Source organism: Hwanghaeella sp. 1Z406, assembly GCF_048892425.1.
In the GTDB taxonomy this organism is placed as follows: Bacteria; Pseudomonadota; Alphaproteobacteria; order UBA8366; family Aestuariispiraceae; genus Pacificispira.
Genome location: NZ_JBLZHU010000005.1, coordinates 254,754 through 272,381 on the forward strand (window position 1 = coordinate 254,754; position 17,628 = coordinate 272,381).

Consider the following 17,628-nt stretch of genomic DNA (forward strand, 5'->3'; position numbering starts at 1 on the left):
AATCAAAATGGGCCAGACGGTCTGTAAGCCGGGTTCTGTCCTCCCCCCGCTGACCCAAGGATCATTGGGGCGATGGACGGCCATTCCTCTGGGACACCCGTTGCCGGGTGCCTCTCGCAACCTACCCGGATGGGGCGCGGAAACCCGCCTGCCGTCTTCCAGGGGCGATATCTCGTGAAAGATCAACCCCAGTGCGGCTACCATCCCTACTCGGTTTTGCTCCCGGTGGGGTTTACCATGCCTCTTCCGTTGCCGGACGAGCGGTGCGCTCTTACCGCACCCTTTCACCCTTACCCCGATTGAAATCGAGGCGGTTTGCTTTCTGTGGCACTTTCCCTAGGGTCGCCCCCGCCGGTCGTTAACCGGCACCGTGTTTCCGTGGAGCCCGGACTTTCCTCACCCAGACGGGTTTCCCCATTGCCTGGGCGCGACCGTCCAACCGTCTGGCCCAGGGGAGGAGATACGCTCTATTGTGGATGCTTTCAACGCCGGTGACATCCGAATAGACTAAAAGCCATGAACAGGGATGATCGTATGTCGGGCAAGGGATCAGGTATGGCCACAGGCGGAACTGTGCCAGCGGCCTTAAATGTTGGCATTGTGCCCTTACCTAATTTCACGCTGAACGCCTTTGCGTCCTTTATTGATGCCCTAAGATTAGCCGCTGATGAGCGGGACCGATCGCGCCCGATCCGATGCCGCTGGGAGGTGATGTCCCATGATGGGCGCATGATCCCGGCAAGCTGTGGTGTCAGCATTACCGCGACCGGCACATTTCTGTCCCCGGAACGCTTTGACTATGTGGTTGTGATTGGTGGATTGCTGGGCCATGACGAGGATAAGGAAGATCCTGTCCTGGACTATTTGCGCCAGGCCGCCAGCCAGGGTGTCGCATTGGTGGGAATCTGTACCGGTGTTTTTGCGATGGCGCGGGCGGGATTACTGGATGGGCGCAAGGCCTGTGTCAGTTGGTTGCATTATCAGGATATGATCGACCGCTTTGATACGGTGGAACCCGATGCCAGCCGCCTGTTCGTCGCGGATGGCAAGCGTATCACCTGTGCAGGCGGTGTCGGCGCGGCGCGTTTGGCTGCCTGGATGATCGAACGGCATCTGGGGCGGGATCTGGCGCAAAAGGCCCTGAGTATCATGATGGTGGAAAACAGCCGTGCGACGGCAACGCCGCAACCCCAGCCCCCGGTGGCCCAGTCGGTGCGCGACCCCCGCGTTGCGCGCGCAATTCTGCTTTTGGAGGAAAAGCTGTCCGATCCACCGCGCATTGATCAATTGGCGCACACAATCGGTATTTCCAGGCGACAGTTGGAACGCGGTTTTCGCGAAGAACTGGGCATGAGCTTTGGGAACTTTTCCCGGGCATTGCGGCTGGATCATGGCCTGTGGCTGGTCCTGACAACGGACCGATCCATTCTGGATATTACACTGGAATGTGGATTTAACGGTCAGTCCCACTTTGCGACTTTGTTTCGCAAGGCCTATGGCCTGACCCCGACAGAGGCACGGGGTTTACCTTTGTTGGACCGGGATGCGCTGATGCAGTCAAAACTGCGGTTCCGCCCTAGAGTCTCAAATGATCAAAAAACACACTAGAGCAATATCAGGTCATTCATGGTCACTCTGATGTCTTTCGGCGAGGACGATGCGAGGCACCCGCCGCAGAGCGATGCGGGGCATCGCGCAAGGCGGGTAACGCAGCAGCGGTCCGCCGAAAGTCACCGTTCCGGCCGGATGTTTTAAGGCTGGCCTGCGTCGCAGCTCTTGCCCGTAGCCCCGCTACGCGCAGCAAGCTGCTCCTAATCCAGCCTTAAAACATCTCGGTCAGAGCGACCATGAATGACCTGATATTGCTCTAGAATTGATCCAGCAGCCGGTCGATATAGTCCAATTCCTCAGGCGGACGGGCGCGCTCTCCCGCGCGACGGCGTAATTCATCACGAATTTCCCGGGCTTTTTCCAGGCCGCCTTTATCAGGAACTTTCACCTGACCCTGCATGCTGCCCCGGAATGTATCACTGGCTTCGCGTCCAAAGGGGTCCATTGTCTGTTCGCCAGACTGGCCGGGCACTTGCTGACCCATTCCCATTTGTTGTTCAAACCGTTCAATAAAGGCATTTCGCGCTGCATCGGCGGCCTCCTGCATCGCATCCAGTGCCTTGCCTTGTGACTCAACGGCTTCGCCGGGCCTGCCATCGCCCAATTGCTCAGTTGCCTCGCCCATGCCTTCATCCGCGCGGCCAAAGGGTTCTGGAATCTGCCCCATCATTTCGCCAAATTTGCGCATCACTTCACCCAATTGTCGGCGCAGGGCATCCTGCAGGACGGCATCTGCACTATCCTGCGCACGCTGTTGGTCGCCGGATTCTCCCCGCTGGCCCTGTTCAGCCTGGCCCTGGCTTTGCTGATTGCGCTGGGCCTGGTTTTGCTGTCCGGCCTGCCCCTGTTCCGGGTTGCTTTCGCCCCGGCGTTCCAGGTCGCGGCGATGGGTTCTGTCCATCAATTCGCGCTGGCTTTCCATGATATCTTTCATGGAATTCAGCATTTCCATGGCTTGCTGATTCTGCGGGGACATTTGCTGCTGCATCCCTGCTTGCATGTTTTCCATCATATTACGCAGCTGTTCCAGCATCTGCTGGGCGCTTTCGGTCATGCCATTCTGCATCATGTCGCGCAATTGCTGCATCATGTCTTCAAGGTCGCGCTGAGAAATGACATTTTCGCCGGGGGCCATTTCGGGGGGCTGTTCACCCTCGGCAAGGTTCTGGCGCATCTGGTCTGCCATGGCCTGCATGTAATCCTGCATGGCCTGCTGCAGTTCATCCATCAATTGGTCCAGTTCGGCCGCATCGGCGCCATTCTGGAGGGCGTCCATCAGGGCCTGTTGTGCCTCACGCAAGCGCTGCAGGGCCAGGGATACGCCACCATCTTCCAGATACAGCGCCGTTTTCCATAATAATTCGATCACAGACGCAATGGCCTGTGGCTCAGGGGCGGCACCGGTGCGGCGATGGGGCGTCAGGGCGCGCACTGCCTGACGCAGCGCCATGAAAACCGTAACCTTGTCATCAAATGTGTTATGTTCCCACGACAAGGCATCCAGCGCGTCTGAAACGGCCCGATAATTTTGTATCGGATTCCAGGCCAGTTCACGCCGCAAGTCGATAATGATCTTAGCCACTGGGTGGTTGAACTCCCGCGCGGGCAGGATCAAGGTCACGGGCTCGGATCGACCCTCCTGGCCCAGGGCGTCGGTTGCCACCAGGGTCAGGCGCACTTCTCCGCCGGCCCAGGGATGGGCGGTATAGTCCCGGTAGGCGCGGCGTTTGGTGCCGTATTTGCTGGGGTCCGGGACGGGCAGTTGGGTGATGATCTTCATTTCCTCATTCCCCTGAGCACTGCTTTGCGCAGAGCCCGCAAGCCTGTCCGCGCGCTCTATCTCCGCCCTTAAGGAGAGAACGCCAAAGTCATCGCTGACCGTATGGGTGATGGTCAGGGCGCGCTGAACACTGGCAATCGGGGGTTCTGGCAGGGTGACAACGGGGGGCGCATCCGGCACGGCGCGAATTTCCCAGGAGGCAACGGTTTCACCCTCAGACTGAATGGAAAATGTGCCGGACTTTAGAATTTCATGCTCCAGCGCCACGGCATTCTGGGCAAATTGCGCCATTGGTTTTGGACCCTGCGGCGTTATCAGGGTCGCCCCGTCCGGGACGCCGCTGACCTGAACCACCAGGCGGGACCCGACCGGGGTGCTGTGTTCATCGCCCTGCATTGCTGTTGGGATCGTATCGGTCGTGTCAGGCGATTGTTTCTTGCTGCTGGACATAAAAAGCGGGGGCAGACCGGTATAGTCCGGCGGCGTCAGCCAGGCATCAATGCCAACCGTCAAGGTCGGTCCGCTGGTGCCGATATTGGGGACCAGTGCAGTCCGCAGGCGCTGAATACTCTCCCCGCCCGCAGCGATCAGCGCGATGATCAGGAAGAATGGCGCAATCAGGCGCAGGGCGCGGGGATCGCGCCGTGCCAATTGGGGATCCGGGGCGCCCACCGACAAGCTGCCGATTCGTTGACGCAGGCGCGCCTGATGCGCCTGCCACAGGGCCAGTTGAATTGGATTATCGCTGCTGGGACGATCCGCCAGACTTTCCAGTGGGCGGTGATCCAGTTTGTTGACCCGTTCGACCCGACGACGCGCGGCTTCATACCGGGGCAGGTGAAACCGTCGATAGCCCTGAACCATCAGGCCAGCGAAAAGGATGGCCGATACTGCCAGGACGGTCGCATGCAGCCAGGGAGCAAGGTCTGGCAGAAGTCCGGTGATTGCGATGGCAAGAAACAGGATCAGGACGCTGACAGGTTTCCAGAAGGCAACTTCCAGCGCCTCCCAGATCAAAACCGCGCGGGAGAGACCGATGGGCATTTCCATACCCGTCGCGTCTTTTTGGCCCCCCCGAGCCGAGTGATCTGTCATCCTGTCGCTCCAATCCTTTAAGCGGCGTGATCCTTTGAACCAGTCTGTAACCAATCTGGAATTCTGTCCATGCCGATCAACTCTTCATAGGTCTGCCGAGGCCGGATCACAGCATAGTGATCGCCATCGATCAAAACCTCTGGGACCAGCAACCTTGTATTATAGGTCGATGCCATCACGGCGCCATAGGCCCCTGCCGTCCCGAATGCGACCAGATCCCCTTCTTCTATCAAGGGCAGCATGCGGTCTTTGGCAAAGGTATCGCCGGATTCGCAAACTGGTCCTACAACGTCAACCGGCATCAGCGGCGCATCCGCACCTGGTTGTTTGACGGGGCGCAAACCATGGTGACCATTGTACAGGGCAGGGCGGATCAGGTCATTCATGGCCGCATCCAGGATCAGGAAGCGCTTCGCCTCGCCGGGCTTCACGACCAAGGCCCGCGACAGCAATATCCCGGCATTACCGACGATCATGCGTCCCGGTTCCAGCATCACCTGACAGTTCAAATGCGCGATTTCTTCTGCGGCCATTTTCGCATAGGCATCCGGCAGGGGCGGGTTTTCCGCGTCGTAAGGGATGCCCAGGCCACCGCCCAGATCAACGCGGGTGATTTTGTGCCCCAGGCTTCGCAGCCGCTCAACCAATTGAGCGACCCGGCGAAACGCCTGACGATAGGGATCCAGATCGGTCAACTGGCTGCCGATATGGACAGCAACCGTGACTGGGGCAAGGCCTGGAAGAGAAGCAGCCAGTGCATAAATTTCCTCGGCACGGTCAATATCAATGCCGAATTTATTTTCCTTTCGGCCGGTCGAAATCTTCTCATGGGTTTTGGCGTCAACGTCCGGATTGACCCGAACAGCGATTTCCGCCGTCACATTCATGCTGGCGGCGATCCGCGATAACAGCCTGATTTCACTTTCGGATTCCACATTTATTTCATGAATTCCGGTTTCCAGGGCAAACCGAAGCTCACTTTCGCTTTTGCCAACGCCGGAAAAGACGATGCGGTCCGGGGGGATTCCAGCAGCCAGGGCACGGCGCAATTCCCCTTCGGATACGACATCCGCCCCCGCACCCAATTGACCCAATAAGGCTATTACCGCCAGATTGCTGTTCGCCTTGACGGCATAACATATCTTGGCATCTAGACCAGCGGCGCGAAATGCGTCGGCAAAGACCGTATAGTGGCGGGTCAATGTTGCCCGGGAATAGACATAGACGGGGGTTCCGACCTCTTGCGCGATCTGCGTCAGGGGCACATTTTCAGCGCATAAAACCCCATTGTGATACTCAAAATGGTTCATTTCACAGGTGCCAATCTATATGGATGCAATTACAAAATCACGATGTCAGGAAGGGGCCGCCCCGGACGGATAGGTCCGCGGATAGGGCGCTTCCTCGCCTGAGGGTGGCTCGGGTTGCGATTTTTTGCCACAAGCCGCCAGGGGAAGACTGACCACAACGGTTAACAGCAAGGCTGTTCCGGCCCGGCGCAATAGTGCGCGACGTGTCGTTTCTTCCATATCCAGTTACTCCCTGCCAAATACTTACAGATACTGCTTTCTGGCTGCCGCCGCTGCTTCCCGCACGCGGCTGGGCGCAGTTCCGCCAAAACTGGTCCGGCTGGCGACTGATGCCGCAGGACTTAGCACAGAATATATATCAGATGTAATGCGCTTTTCCACCGATTGCATCTCTTCCAGGGACAGTTCCGCCAGATCAACGCCGCGCGCTTCTGCCTTTGCAACCAGTGCGCCGGTCACATGATGGGCATCGCGGAAGGGCAGATTGAGGACCCGCACGCACCAGTCGGCCAGATCGGTTGCAGTGGGGAAACCCTTTTCCAGCCCGGCCAGCATACGGTCAGGGCGGGGCTGCATATCATCGACCATGCCAGCGGTCGCTGCGACGGCCAGGGTCAGGGATTCTACAGCATCAAACAAAGGTTCCTTATCTTCCTGCATATCCTTACAGAAGGTCATGGGCAGCCCCTTCATCATCGTCGATACGCTGATAAAGGCACCCAGCAACCGCCCGGGTTTTGCGCGCACCAATTCTGCGGCATCGGGGTTTTTCTTCTGCGGCATGATGGACGACCCGGTGGTGAAGGCATCGCTGAGCGTGATGAATGCGAAACGGTCCGACATCCACATCACGATTTCTTCGGCCAGACGGCTGAGATGGATCGCATGAATGGACCCCGCAGCCAGGAATTCCAGAATGAAATCACGGCTGCCAACGCTGTCCATGGAATTGGCGGTGGGTCGGTCAAAACCCAGGGCCTTGGCGGTCATCTGGCGATCAATGGGGAAGGAAGTACCGGCCAGCGCGGCTGCGCCCAGCGGGCACTCATTCAAGCGCCGACGGCAATCCGCCAATCGTCCGCGGTCCCGTCCGACCATTTCGACATAGGCCATAAGGTGGTGACCGAACGTCACCGGCTGGGCGCTTTGCAAATGGGTATAGCCTGGCATAAGGACATCGGCATGGGCTTCGGCCTTGTCGATCAGGGCGCGCTGAAGATCTGCCATCAGCGCGTCCAGACCGTCCAGGGCGTCACGAGTCCACAGGCGCACATCGGTGATAACCTGGTCGTTGCGGCTGCGTCCGGTATGCAGGCGCGCACCGGGATCGCCGATCTTTTCGCGCAGCCGGGCTTCCACATTCATGTGGATATCTTCCAATTCAGTCTTGAAATCGAAGGTTCCCGCCTCGATTTCATGTTGTATCTCAGCAAGGCCCTGATGGATCGCATCGCGGTCTTCGTTCGTGATGATGCCCTGGGCGGCCAGCATGTCAGAATGTGCCAGGGACCCCTGGATGTCCTGTTTATAGAGGTTTTTGTCGAAACCGATGGAGGCGTTGATCTTTTCCATGATTTCCGCCGGACCGCCAGAGAACCGACCGCCCCACATATCGTTCTTAGACATACTGTCTCACCCTTGTTATCGTTACTCTATGATGAATTGGAGGTTCAGCCCGTGACCAATCCCGTGAAAACATCCCCTTTGGCGCCGACACGCCGCGACTTTGGCCTTGGTGCCTGCGCGATTGGCCTGACTGCCCTTGCGCCATCCATACTGCATACACGCCCGGTTCAGGCGGCGGCGGACTATCCTCCGACAAATGGGGAGATGCAAGAATTCGTTCTGTTAAAGGAACGCGCGCCTGCCCCCGTTACACCATTTTTTGATGGTGATGGCGTTGAACATCATTTCACTGATTTTACCGGGAAAGTGTTGCTGGTCAATTTCTGGGCGACGTGGTGTGCTCCCTGTATCAAGGAAATGCCCAGCCTGGCCCGTTTGAACGATGTCTTGGCCGGGCCGAATTTTCGCCTGTTGACGATCAGCCAGGATCGGGGTGGTAAGGCCGTCGCAGAGCCCTTTCTGCGCGATCGGTTGGGACTGTCAGATCTGGAGCTGTTCTATGACCCCAAATTGAAGCTGGGTCGGGAACTGGGTCTGCGCGGCCTGCCCAGTACTTATTTGATCGATCAGCAGGGGCATTTGGTTGGCGGCCTTGCGGGTGCTGCGGAATGGGACAGTCCAGAGGCTATTGAAATGATCAAATTTGTCATGCTGCAAGGCGGTGACATGCAAAAGACGGAAGATAATTCCAGCACTTAGTGTGTCAGAATTTCCGTCCGTTGTGTCACTGTGTCTTGTGCCTGTCTGCCAATAGTTGAGAGACAGGAAGCGCCAGGACGCACAGGAAGGAAACCTGCCACCAGGACGCCCAGATAGAGAAATTGGCCAGGGAACTGGTCCAGAACGACGCCATCACGGCGCAGGCAATCCAGGCACTGCCATTTCCGCGCAATGCTTTACGGGCGACCGCGATCACCAACAGCAATTGCGTGATGCAAAATAGAACCAGCCCCACGATGCCGGTTTCCGACCAGATTTCCAGAATCCAGTTATGTGGATGCCCTGGCACATATTCCGCATGCTGAAGACCGGGAACCATTTCAAGGGCGCCTTTGGTTTTATTGATCGTGTTGATGCCATACCCCGTCACAGGCGCATCCAGTGCCTTCTGATAAACGAAGCCCCAGATTGCTTGCCGGTGAAAATCGATAACGGGTAGCGGGGGGGACGATACATCGTTTTCCGTGGTCGGGGGATGGGGCAACACCTGAAAGACAGAGACACCAAGTGCCACACAAAGGCCAAGAGTGGCGATAATCAAAAGGACACGGCCAGGTCGGGACAAATGGCGCGCGACAAACAGTAAAAACAGGATCAGGCTGGCCCCCATCATGCCACCAATCGCCGATTCCGCAGTCTGACCCGTGATGCCTGCGAACAGCGCGATATCACAAATCAGGGCAACGGAGACCACGCCGATCCAGACACCGCGCCGTTGCCACGCCAGATACAGCAGAACCGGTACGGTCAGGGCCAGAACAGATTGTAAGGATTTAAACATGTTCTCAGCCATAATTGGGCCTTCATGCAACGGCTTGAAAACATGCAACAGGGAGGGTTCGACAATAACTGCAATAACGGCCAGGGTACCCAGAACGGCAGAGCCAATCATAATGCTGGATTCAGCGATCTGGCGGGCCTTTGGACGTTCCGCCAAAGCAACGATCACCCAGATGAAGGCCATGATGTAAACCGCCATGCGGCTGACAACCTGTATCGAACTGACAGGATCAATAGAGGTGATGGCAACGCCGACCCACCACAGCAATGTCAGCAACGCAGCCGTTCCAACCCGGGTTTTGGCCAGCGCCTTGGCCTGTTGCCTCGCGGATGGGTTTGCCATGGCGACAGCCGCCAGAAGCGCCGCAAAGCCAAAGGCGATGGCAAGGGCCAGATTACCCATATATGTGACAGGTACGGCTATACCGATCAGTAACCCCAAAGCCCAGGCATATCCACGACTGTAGGTGAACTGCTGGGGATTAAGTACGGTGGCCACGTTCACGCCCTCAGTGACCGGCCAGAGGGATTTCTGGCAACGGTTTCTAAACGCTTGGTTTGTAAGAAAAAGTCTATTAGTTCTATGACACAAAGCGTTTAGCACGCCGATATCAGCAGCGCAATTGGCAGATTTTATGGCAAGATTTAGATGGATTTGGGCGATCCTCGCCACTATTGCAGCACTGGGGCTGCTGGTAGCGTTCGTCCGCACCAATGATGCGGCCTTTACAGTGTACAAACGCCTTAAGGCGAAAGATCAGTATGTCTATGAAGAGGTCCGGCCCAGTCTTGTGACACAGGATCCCGCTACTTTTTTATCAATCAAGACACCTGCGGATGTTATGGCGTATCGCGATACGTTGACGCACTTGGTCTATGGCGCGGATGGTCTACGCCGGGCAGAAATCCCGATCCCGGCCGATGAAGACAGTTCAATTCTGAACGTCGTCCGACAGTTTTCAGGGGTTGCGGAGGCACATCGTTTTGCATTGGAGGTCCGACCCGGCCTTTATTCCTATATTTATCTTATGGTCCCAGCGCGCCCGATGCCGCAGCGTGGATTGATCTATCATCATGGCTTTGCAGGCAGTTTTCCCCAGCGCCAGGATTTGATTGAGGCCGCCCTGAAAAAGGGGCTGACGGTTATCGTCATGGACCAATTGGCCTATGGGGAGAATGTCGGGCAGGCCCCCTGTGATTTTCCCGCTGATGGTACTTGCCACGCAAATTTGCAATTTGATCTGACCAAATTGAAGACCCCCCTGGCGATCCATGTTGAACCCGTACGTGTCGCAATTGATCTTTTGAACCAGCGGGGTATCAGCGATGTGACCGTAGTGGGCTTCTCCGCAGGGTCAGGAACAATCGTTCTGACCGCTGCTTTGGATGAAAGAATACGAACATCCATCGCGGTGGCGGGAACCTTGCCCTATTACCTGCGTGAAGGGCAGGACGCCCCGATTGGGGTTGCGGATTATGCCCCCTTGCGGGATGCGATGAGTTTGATGGATCTGTATATCCTGGGGGCATCGGGAGAAGGACGGGTGCAAACGCATCTTTTCAACCGATATGACCGATGTTGCTTTCGGAATGTGAAAGGGTTGTTGTACGAACCGGTGATTTCTGATCGCCTGAAGGAACTGGACCTGGGCGGTCAGTTCCAGATACGCATCGACGAAAGTCACGCCCATCATGGTATTTCGAAATGGGGGATTGCCATGATCTTTGAGCTTATGGGGCTTCAGGAATAGTCCCTTTTCAAGGAGGATTTAGAATGACCAATGTTTATGCCGGGGCTTCTGGCGCTGCTGTGGGGCACAATCACGCAGACTTTGTTGATTTGCGCAGCGATACCGTGACGCGTCCGACACCTGGCATGCTGGCTGCCATGGCGGGGGCTGAGGTTGGGGATGATGTCTATGGCGATGATCCAACCGCCATTGCCTTGGAACAGAAAGTAGCGGAAACCTTTGGCAAAGAGGCCGGGCTGTTCCTGCCCACCGGAACCCAGAGCAATTTCTGCGCCCTATTGGCCCATTGCGGGCGCGGGGAGGAAGTCTTGGTGGGGCGGGCCTATCACGTCTATTCCTATGAAGCCAAAGGGGCCTCTGTTTTGGGCGGTATAGGGCTGGAGCCATTGGATGTTGCGGCAGATAACGGGCTGGAACCTGAAACTGTCGCGAAGGCAGTCAAGGGCAATGACCCGCATTTGCCCATCACGCGCCTTTTGTCCCTGGAAAATACGGTCAGCGGCAAGGCCGTTCCCCTGACGCGGCAGGAGGCGGCGGCGGCAGCTGCGCGCGATGTCGGCCTGTCTGTGCATCTGGATGGTGCGCGGGCCTTTAATGCTGCGATTGCCCTGGGCATTGATCCCAAAACATTGGCGCGCTGTGCGGATTCCGTTTCGGTGTGCTTGTCAAAAGGACTGGGAACACCGGCCGGGTCGGTCCTGTGTGGTTCCAAATCTCTTATCCAGAAGGCACACCGATATCGCAAAATGTTGGGTGGTGGCATGCGTCAAGTCGGGATTCTGGCCGCAGCGGGGCTGTATGCGTTGGAACACCATGCCCCGAATCTGGCGCAGGATCACCAGCGCGCAGAAAAACTGCGGCTCGCCTTAAGTGAGATTCCTGGCCTTTCTGTCGATCTGTCGCCGCTGCAAACCAATATGGTTCTGCTGCAAACACGCGATGTTGATGCGGCGTCGCTGGTCGTTGCCTTAAAGGCACAAGGGGTAATCGCCAGCGGCTCAGGGAAAAATATGCGCCTGGTCGTTCACCGCGATATCAATGATGATGGAATCGACCGGGTGATCGCAGGATTCAGGGCAAGTCTATAGACGCGCCGCCATCAAATCGACAAAGCGATTGAACAGATAATGACTGTCCTGCGGTCCGGGGGAGGCTTCCGGGTGGTATTGCACCGAAAACACGGGGCGCCCGGTGACTTGCAGGCCCGCCAATGACCCGTCGAACAGGGAAAAGTGGGTGCCCTCAACGCCATCTGGCAGGCTGTCCTTGTCGACCACGAAACCGTGGTTCTGGCTGGTGATTTCAACCTTATTGGTGGTCAGGTCCTTGATGGGGTGATTGGCACCATGATGGCCCAAATGCATCTTTGCGGTCTTGGCGCCCAGCGCTAAAGCCAGCATCTGGTGGCCCAGGCAAATTCCGAAAACCGGCGTGTCGGTCTTCAGGATGCCTTGGATCATTGGCACCGCATAGGTGCCGGTCGCCGCCGGGTCGCCCGGACCATTGGACAGAAAGATACCATCTGGCTTATGGGCCAGGACTTCGTCGGCCGTAGCGGTCGCTGGCAGGACCGTGATTTCACAGCCCAGTGTCGCCAACCGGCGCAGAATGTTTCTTTTGATCCCGAAATCAATGGCGACAACCTTGTATTTCGGATCTTTCAGGGTGCCGTATCCGTCCTTCAGGCTCCAGTCCGACTGGGACCAATCATAGGCCTGGGTGCAGGATACATCTTTCGCCAGGTCCATGCCTTCCAGTCCGGGCCAGTCGCGGGCCTGTTCCCACAGGGCGTGCAGGTCGAATTGACCATCGGCGCGATGGGACAGGACGGCATTAGGTGCACCAGCATTGCGAATGCGGCGGCTCAACTGGCGCGTATCCACCCCAGTCAGGGCTGGCAGGCCCTGTGCCTTCAACCAGCCGTCTAAATGGCTGACTGCGCGAAAATTTGATGGTTCGGTGATGTCCGCGCGCAGAATGCAGCCGCAGGCAGAGGGGGTTGTTGTTTCCAGGTCTTCCAGATTTGCGCCGACATTGCCGATATGAGGGAAGGTGAAAGTCACCATCTGTCCGGCATAGGATGGGTCAGTCATGATTTCCTGATAGCCGGTCATTGCCGTGTTGAAACAGACCTCGCCAACCCTAGTAACTTCCGCGCCTGCGCCGCGTCCCCACAATACGGTGCCATCTGCCAGAACCAGGACAGCCGTTGCCCCCTCGGGCTGAGGCGGAAAAGTCGGACCAGGGCTGCTTGAGACCGTGTTGTTGGTTGGCGCGCTGTCGGTGGGCATGGTGTCATTCTTCCAGTCTGTCAGAGGGTTAAGTCGAACCTGACGGTTTCAAAGACTGGGCTTCTGCGGGATGCCTGCTGAAGACCAGCGGATGGATACGCGACCCACACGAAAAGGTCAACCCAGATTTGATTCGTAAAACATATGTTTTTCAATAGCTTAGTGTTTTTCGTCTGAGTTGCGGGCGGCGGGTTGATCGGTTAATGTCCGCCACTTACAGCAAGAGCGTTCTTGCACTATTGTGAAACCGGGATGGGAGAGACCCAATGCGCGATGCTTTAACCCAGGCGCTTAAGGAATCCATGCGCGCGAAGGATGAGCGCGCGGTATCCACGTTGCGCCTGATCCTGGCGGCTTTGAAGGACCGGGATATTGCGGCGCGTTCCAAAGGGAACACGACGGGCATTACGGATGATGAAGTCCTGCAAATGCTGCAAAGCATGGTCAAACAGCGGCGGGATTCGATTGCGATGTACGAACAGGGCGGGCGTCTGGAACTTGCTGAACGCGAGCAACAGGAAATCGATGTCATTCAGCGGTATCTGCCAAAGCAGATGACGGAAGACGAAATTGAACAGGCCGTGCAGGATTTGATTGAAGAGATGAATGCTTCCGGTCTGAAGCAGATGGGTGCCGTGATGGGGGAGTTGCGGGATCGCTATGCGGGCCAGATGGACTTTGCCAAGGCTTCCCCCATTGTTAAGCAAAAGCTGGCTTAATCGGACCGATGTGCCCCCTATTTCGGCTCGGGGCGCCGTTTCTCAGCCAGCATCTTGTATCCTTCGTCCGATAGACTGCCTGCAATATCCAATAGCAGGGCATTGGTCTCATCAAAGTAACGCGTCTGGGCATCGCGCGTCTGTCGCAGCGCTGCGGTCAACTGTTCCGGGTCCCGAACGCCATTCTGCATCAAATCCCGCAGGCGGGCGCGTGTCGCCCATGTTTCCGCTTTTGCCCGGGACAGGGCAGGGCCGTGTTTCTCCCTCAACGTGATCAGGGCGTCACGATCCTGATCAGGCATGTGCTTGAGGAAATGTGCGGACCGCCCCTCTTCACCCGGCGCATCGGTCTGCATGAACCGCATCATTTCGTAAAACGGACGGGGCGGTCGGTCATGGTCTTCATGATGCCGGAAAAACCCTATCGCCAAAAAGCCAATCAGGAACAGATTGAGCGCCAGTGACCCAATCAACACCCAACGCCGCGTTGTCACTGCAGGGGTGATCATAATGAATCCTCCGATCCCAGCAGGAATGCATCAAAGGGCGATGACGTATCCGTAGTATCTGTTGAGACATATTGTCCGGTCATGTCGGCCAATGCGGCTGATGTATCCGGATTGGCAAGGCCCAGCATAACCCCCAGCAACAAGGCCGCAGCCAATGCGCCAGTGGGTTGCCAGACAGGACCCCACCAATCAAACAGAGCACGCAGCCGTATCATCAGGCCAGGCTGGGCCTTCGCCTGCATCGCGGTAATCGCTGATTCCGAAAGGGCGGGGACTGCTGCCGTTGCCAGCATCTGGTCCAGTATTCGCGCCTGCGCCAGCGCCTGGCGGATTGCCGGTGTATCCGTCGCGGCCCTTTGTTGCGCTGCCGTGCGCTCCGATTCCGGCCAGTGCAGCGGATCCGCGCCATAGGCGGCGATCAGCACAAGCAATCGGTCTTCTGATATTTCAGAGAGCATGTCCGAACCCTTTCTTCCCATCATCATAGCAAATCCTGCTTTTCGTCCAACAACTGGCTGCGCAAAGTGCGTCGCCCGCGGGCTAAAAGTGATTCGAGAGCATCAACAGAGATTCCCATCGAAGTCGCGGCCTCGCTCTGTGAAATGCCTTCAAAATGAACCAGCGCCAGGGCTGCGCGTTGTCGATCTGGCAGACCTGCCAAGGCAGCTTGAACCCGAATGCTGATGTCTTGTGTCTGATGTAGCGCCTCAGCATTGGGCGTATCGTCTGGTTGCGCGTTCATCGTTTCGTCATCGGTAATCCAGCGTTTGCGCCGTCGCAGCTTGTCGATGCAAAGATTGCGGGATGTGCGCATCAGCCATCCGCCAGCATCGCGGTCTGGGGCCTGTGCGCCGGTATTGTTGCTTAATGCTTTCCACAGCCTGGAAAAACTTTCCTGCGTAGCGTCTTCGGCCTCACTGGATTCACCCAGGACGCGGTAACAATTGGCGAACACCCGTGTCATATAGCGGTCCAGCAAGTGCCGAAATGCCGTTCCGTCGCCTTTTGCGGCTGCGGATAACAGGTCGCCATCCCCTGATTGGCCATAAGAGGGAGCCTGGTTCTGGTTTGCGCCCGATGGCGGGGCTGTCATACCGTATCCTAGTGCTGATGGTTTTGCTGGTCGCGGTTGCAGACAAGAGGGGGCGGCGCCAGTAACGGTGGCTTCTGAAAGCAAAACCGCCATCCTGCGCCGCCCAACACGTCTCATGTCCGTGCTTAATCCTTAGGCTGATCATGCATGGGTTGCAACTCTTCCACACTGATGGTGTCGTCATTGTCGCGATCCATATGTTCGAACATATGATCTGACATTTCAGCCATTTCGGCGGCTTCAATACGGCCACTGCCATCCTTGTCCATACGCCAGAAGCGCTTGCCACCGCGATGAGGGCCCATGTCAGACGTCAGGAATTCTTCCTGTGTGACGGTGCCATCGCCATTTTTGTCCAGCATCTTGAATTTCATCAATCGGGCTGCCGTCGCCATTTCTTTTGGTGTGATGGCGCCATCGCCATTGGTGTCTGCATCGGCGAATTTTGCGTCCCGAAAGGCCTGGGCTTCCGCTTTGGTAACGGATCCGTCGCCATTGGTGTCCATTTCAGCGATCATGCGTTCCATATGGGGCCCCGCCATTTTGTGCGGGCCGCCCTGCCATCCATTCGCCATGACCGTGGTGCCACCCAATGCTGCGCCAATCAGACCAGCGCCAATCAAAAGGGCAAGTTTTTTGTTCGATAGTGCCATGTTGCGATCCTTCATTTACTGTTACGTCTCAGAGGGGTTGTCCCGCTGTCATGTCTCAAGGACGCTGGGTATTGTGTTTTCCGTCGCGATTATTTTGCATATGCGAAATAGCATTGCGGGTATCGGGCAGGCATGCGAATTTAAGCAAGATGCCCTGTCCTGATTGGAGGAGAGCCGTGCTATGACTGGAAAAATACTGACTATTGCCCAGCAGAAGGGCGGTGCCGGTAAGTCAACACTGGCGGCTCATTTAGCCCTGGCCTGGGCCCTGAAAAGGAAATCCGTCGCCCTGGTTGATATCGATCCCCAGCAAAGTCTGGCGGCATGGTACGACCAACGGGAAATCACTTTGGGTGCGGATCAGACCCAAATCACCTTTGCATCCGCAACCGGTTGGCGTGCCGCTGGCGTCGTTGAGAAATTGGCGAAAACCCATGACTATGTTCTGATCGACAGTCCCCCCCATGCTGACACCGACGCGCGTGTCGCGGTTCGGGCGGCGGATCTTGTGCTGGTCCCGGTACAGCCCAGCCCGTTGGATGTCTGGGCCACATTACCCACTTTGGAAATGGCAGTGAAGGAAAAGTCAGCGGTGCTGCTGGTGCTCAACAGGGTACCGCCGCGGGCTAATCTGACGGCCCAGATGATCACCAAACTGGGCGGGTACAAGGTTACTGTCGCCAAATCGACGATCGGGAATCGTGTCGCCTTTGCCGATGCCATGGTTTCTGGCCGAACTGCCTTGGAAACAAAGGCGTCGTCGGTTGCTGCAAAAGAACTGCGCGCCCTGGCCAATGAGCTGTCAAAAGCACTTTAGAGCAAGGGCTGATCGGCGACCTTGCCTGCCAGCTTCTCGCGGGCAATGTTCCAGGCGATGCTGATGCGATGCCCATCGCCCAGATAGGGCGTGACGTAATGCACAACAAAACTTGGGAACATCACCAAAGTGCCAGGATCCAGCGGTGGATAGATTTGTGATGTGACGCATCCAGGCGATGTCGGGCAGCATTTTGCCACGCGCGGGTCTGTTATTCCCAACGCTCCATTGAATTCCGCGCGGTCCTTAGGATCAGGCGGCTCCAGATGATAGACAAGGCTCATTTCCGTGCGACGATGCGCATGGGGACCAATGAATTCGCCTTTACGATATACGCTGGCCCAACAATCATCGATCTCTGCTGTTTTTGCCTGGGTAATCATCTTAAAGGCCAGTTTTGCCCGTTCATGCAGCAGTCTCATCGCAGGACAGGGCCAGGACCCGATATCGCGGACCTTAGCACCTCCGGCACCGACCCAGCGATCCCCTTCCGCTTTCCGAAAGGCTTCTTCGCCCGCCAGCAGTTTTGGCCCGGCGACAGACCGGATCAAATCATTGTCTGGAAAAACCGCGAAATAGACCATCGGGTCCATGTTTTGGATGCGAACACCCTTTGGCCAAATTGGCACCGATATCGGCCCAATCTGGATATGCTCATCCGTCATCAGGAATTCCCCCCCGGGTAATCCGAATTTTTATTACAATTTCACGAATTCGTGACCGGGGCAACCGCTCTGTGTAAAAATCAAGAAAAAACCCAATCAAAACGACCATTACTTGGATATATTATTTAAAAAATCGTTGTGTAAATGTTTTCAATACTACCCATGGAATAGTGTGCTGAACCATGTTAAGGCATTGTATGTAGTATGC

General features: G+C 56.7%; 17 protein-coding genes and 1 other RNA gene. 6 read left to right on the forward strand and 12 right to left on the reverse strand.

All coding sequences use genetic code 11. The annotated features are described in order from the left end of the window. Window positions 1-8: 8 nt before the first annotated feature. An RNA gene (gene rnpB, locus ACOSDR_RS12345) (RNase P RNA component class A) lies at window positions 9-447 on the reverse strand. Between the two features lie 108 nt (window positions 448-555). Between rnpB and ACOSDR_RS12350 the strand changes: the two genes are divergently transcribed. Next, the gene (locus ACOSDR_RS12350) at window positions 556-1,608 is read left to right on the forward strand and encodes a GlxA family transcriptional regulator (RefSeq protein ID WP_420731468.1); all 1,053 of its coding nucleotides are present in this window, start codon (window positions 556-558) and stop codon (window positions 1,606-1,608) included. A gap of 259 nt (window positions 1,609-1,867) precedes the next feature. Here the strand turns inward: ACOSDR_RS12350 and ACOSDR_RS12355 are convergent, their stop codons facing one another. Genes ACOSDR_RS12355 through argH form a run of 4 tightly spaced genes read right to left on the reverse strand, consistent with a single transcriptional unit; the run spans window position 1,868 to window position 7,422 of the window. Further along, window positions 1,868-4,486, reverse strand: a complete 2,619-nt coding sequence (locus ACOSDR_RS12355; RefSeq protein WP_420731469.1) for a TIGR02302 family protein — start codon at window positions 4,484-4,486, stop codon at window positions 1,868-1,870. A gap of 17 nt (window positions 4,487-4,503) precedes the next feature. Then, window positions 4,504-5,796, reverse strand: a complete 1,293-nt coding sequence (lysA, locus tag ACOSDR_RS12360; protein WP_420731470.1) for a diaminopimelate decarboxylase — start codon at window positions 5,794-5,796, stop codon at window positions 4,504-4,506. A 45-nt stretch (window positions 5,797-5,841) separates the two neighbouring features. Next, the gene (locus ACOSDR_RS12365) at window positions 5,842-6,015 is read right to left on the reverse strand and encodes a hypothetical protein (RefSeq protein ID WP_420731471.1); all 174 of its coding nucleotides are present in this window, start codon (window positions 6,013-6,015) and stop codon (window positions 5,842-5,844) included. A 24-nt stretch (window positions 6,016-6,039) separates the two neighbouring features. Beyond that, complete coding sequence (gene argH / locus ACOSDR_RS12370) at window positions 6,040-7,422, reverse strand: argininosuccinate lyase (RefSeq protein ID WP_420731472.1); 1,383 nt, start codon at window positions 7,420-7,422, stop codon at window positions 6,040-6,042. Between the two features lie 51 nt (window positions 7,423-7,473). On the opposite strand from argH, the gene ACOSDR_RS12375 reads away from it, so the two are divergent. Next, entirely contained in the window at window positions 7,474-8,121 is a 648-nt protein-coding gene (locus ACOSDR_RS12375) for a TlpA family protein disulfide reductase (protein WP_420724756.1), read from the forward strand. A gap of 25 nt (window positions 8,122-8,146) precedes the next feature. On the opposite strand, the gene ACOSDR_RS12380 is transcribed toward ACOSDR_RS12375, so the two are convergent. Next, window positions 8,147-9,421: an O-antigen ligase family protein gene (locus tag ACOSDR_RS12380; RefSeq protein ID WP_420724755.1), complete on the reverse strand. Its 1,275-nt coding sequence runs from the start codon at window positions 9,419-9,421 to the stop codon at window positions 8,147-8,149. Between the two features lie 136 nt (window positions 9,422-9,557). On the opposite strand from ACOSDR_RS12380, the gene ACOSDR_RS12385 reads away from it, so the two are divergent. Together ACOSDR_RS12385 and ltaE are read left to right on the forward strand one after the other, a co-directional pair. Further along, window positions 9,558-10,673 carry an alpha/beta fold hydrolase gene (locus ACOSDR_RS12385; protein ID WP_420731473.1) on the forward strand — a complete coding sequence of 372 codons (1,116 nt, stop codon included), beginning with the start codon at window positions 9,558-9,560 and terminating at the stop codon, window positions 10,671-10,673. A gap of 23 nt (window positions 10,674-10,696) precedes the next feature. Continuing rightward, window positions 10,697-11,761: a low-specificity L-threonine aldolase gene (gene ltaE / locus ACOSDR_RS12390; protein WP_420731474.1), complete on the forward strand. Its 1,065-nt coding sequence runs from the start codon at window positions 10,697-10,699 to the stop codon at window positions 11,759-11,761. Here ltaE and carA read toward each other — a convergent pair. Next, window positions 11,756-12,964, reverse strand: a complete 1,209-nt coding sequence (gene carA, locus ACOSDR_RS12395; RefSeq protein WP_420731475.1) for a glutamine-hydrolyzing carbamoyl-phosphate synthase small subunit — start codon at window positions 12,962-12,964, stop codon at window positions 11,756-11,758. The genes ltaE and carA overlap by 6 nt on opposite strands. A 266-nt stretch (window positions 12,965-13,230) precedes the next feature. Between carA and ACOSDR_RS12400 the strand changes: the two genes are divergently transcribed. Further along, window positions 13,231-13,683: a GatB/YqeY domain-containing protein gene (locus ACOSDR_RS12400; RefSeq protein ID WP_420724751.1), complete on the forward strand. Its 453-nt coding sequence runs from the start codon at window positions 13,231-13,233 to the stop codon at window positions 13,681-13,683. Window positions 13,684-13,700: 17 nt separating this feature from the next. On the opposite strand, the gene ACOSDR_RS12405 is transcribed toward ACOSDR_RS12400, so the two are convergent. The 4 genes from ACOSDR_RS12405 to ACOSDR_RS12420 form a co-directional block, all read right to left on the reverse strand. Further along, window positions 13,701-14,192 carry a periplasmic heavy metal sensor gene (locus ACOSDR_RS12405; RefSeq protein WP_420724750.1) on the reverse strand — a complete coding sequence of 164 codons (492 nt, stop codon included), beginning with the start codon at window positions 14,190-14,192 and terminating at the stop codon, window positions 13,701-13,703. Next, complete coding sequence (locus ACOSDR_RS12410) at window positions 14,189-14,650, reverse strand: hypothetical protein (RefSeq protein ID WP_420724749.1); 462 nt, start codon at window positions 14,648-14,650, stop codon at window positions 14,189-14,191. The genes ACOSDR_RS12405 and ACOSDR_RS12410 overlap by 4 nt, the downstream gene beginning before the upstream one ends. 23 nt (window positions 14,651-14,673) lie before the next feature. Beyond that, entirely contained in the window at window positions 14,674-15,285 is a 612-nt protein-coding gene (locus tag ACOSDR_RS12415) for a sigma-70 family RNA polymerase sigma factor (protein ID WP_420724748.1), read from the reverse strand. A 125-nt stretch (window positions 15,286-15,410) separates the two neighbouring features. Continuing rightward, window positions 15,411-15,938 carry an EF-hand domain-containing protein gene (locus ACOSDR_RS12420; protein ID WP_420724747.1) on the reverse strand — a complete coding sequence of 176 codons (528 nt, stop codon included), beginning with the start codon at window positions 15,936-15,938 and terminating at the stop codon, window positions 15,411-15,413. 181 nt (window positions 15,939-16,119) lie between these two features. Here ACOSDR_RS12420 and parA point away from each other — a divergent pair, with 181 nt between their 5' ends. After that, a complete protein-coding gene (gene parA / locus ACOSDR_RS12425; RefSeq protein WP_420724746.1) occupies window positions 16,120-16,755 on the forward strand; it encodes a ParA family partition ATPase in 636 nt (211 codons plus the stop codon). Here the strand turns inward: parA and ACOSDR_RS12430 are convergent. After that, window positions 16,752-17,420, reverse strand: coding sequence for a putative 2OG-Fe(II) oxygenase (locus ACOSDR_RS12430; protein WP_420724745.1), 669 nt, complete (start codon window positions 17,418-17,420; stop codon window positions 16,752-16,754). The genes parA and ACOSDR_RS12430 overlap by 4 nt on opposite strands. Window positions 17,421-17,628 lie beyond the last annotated feature (208 nt).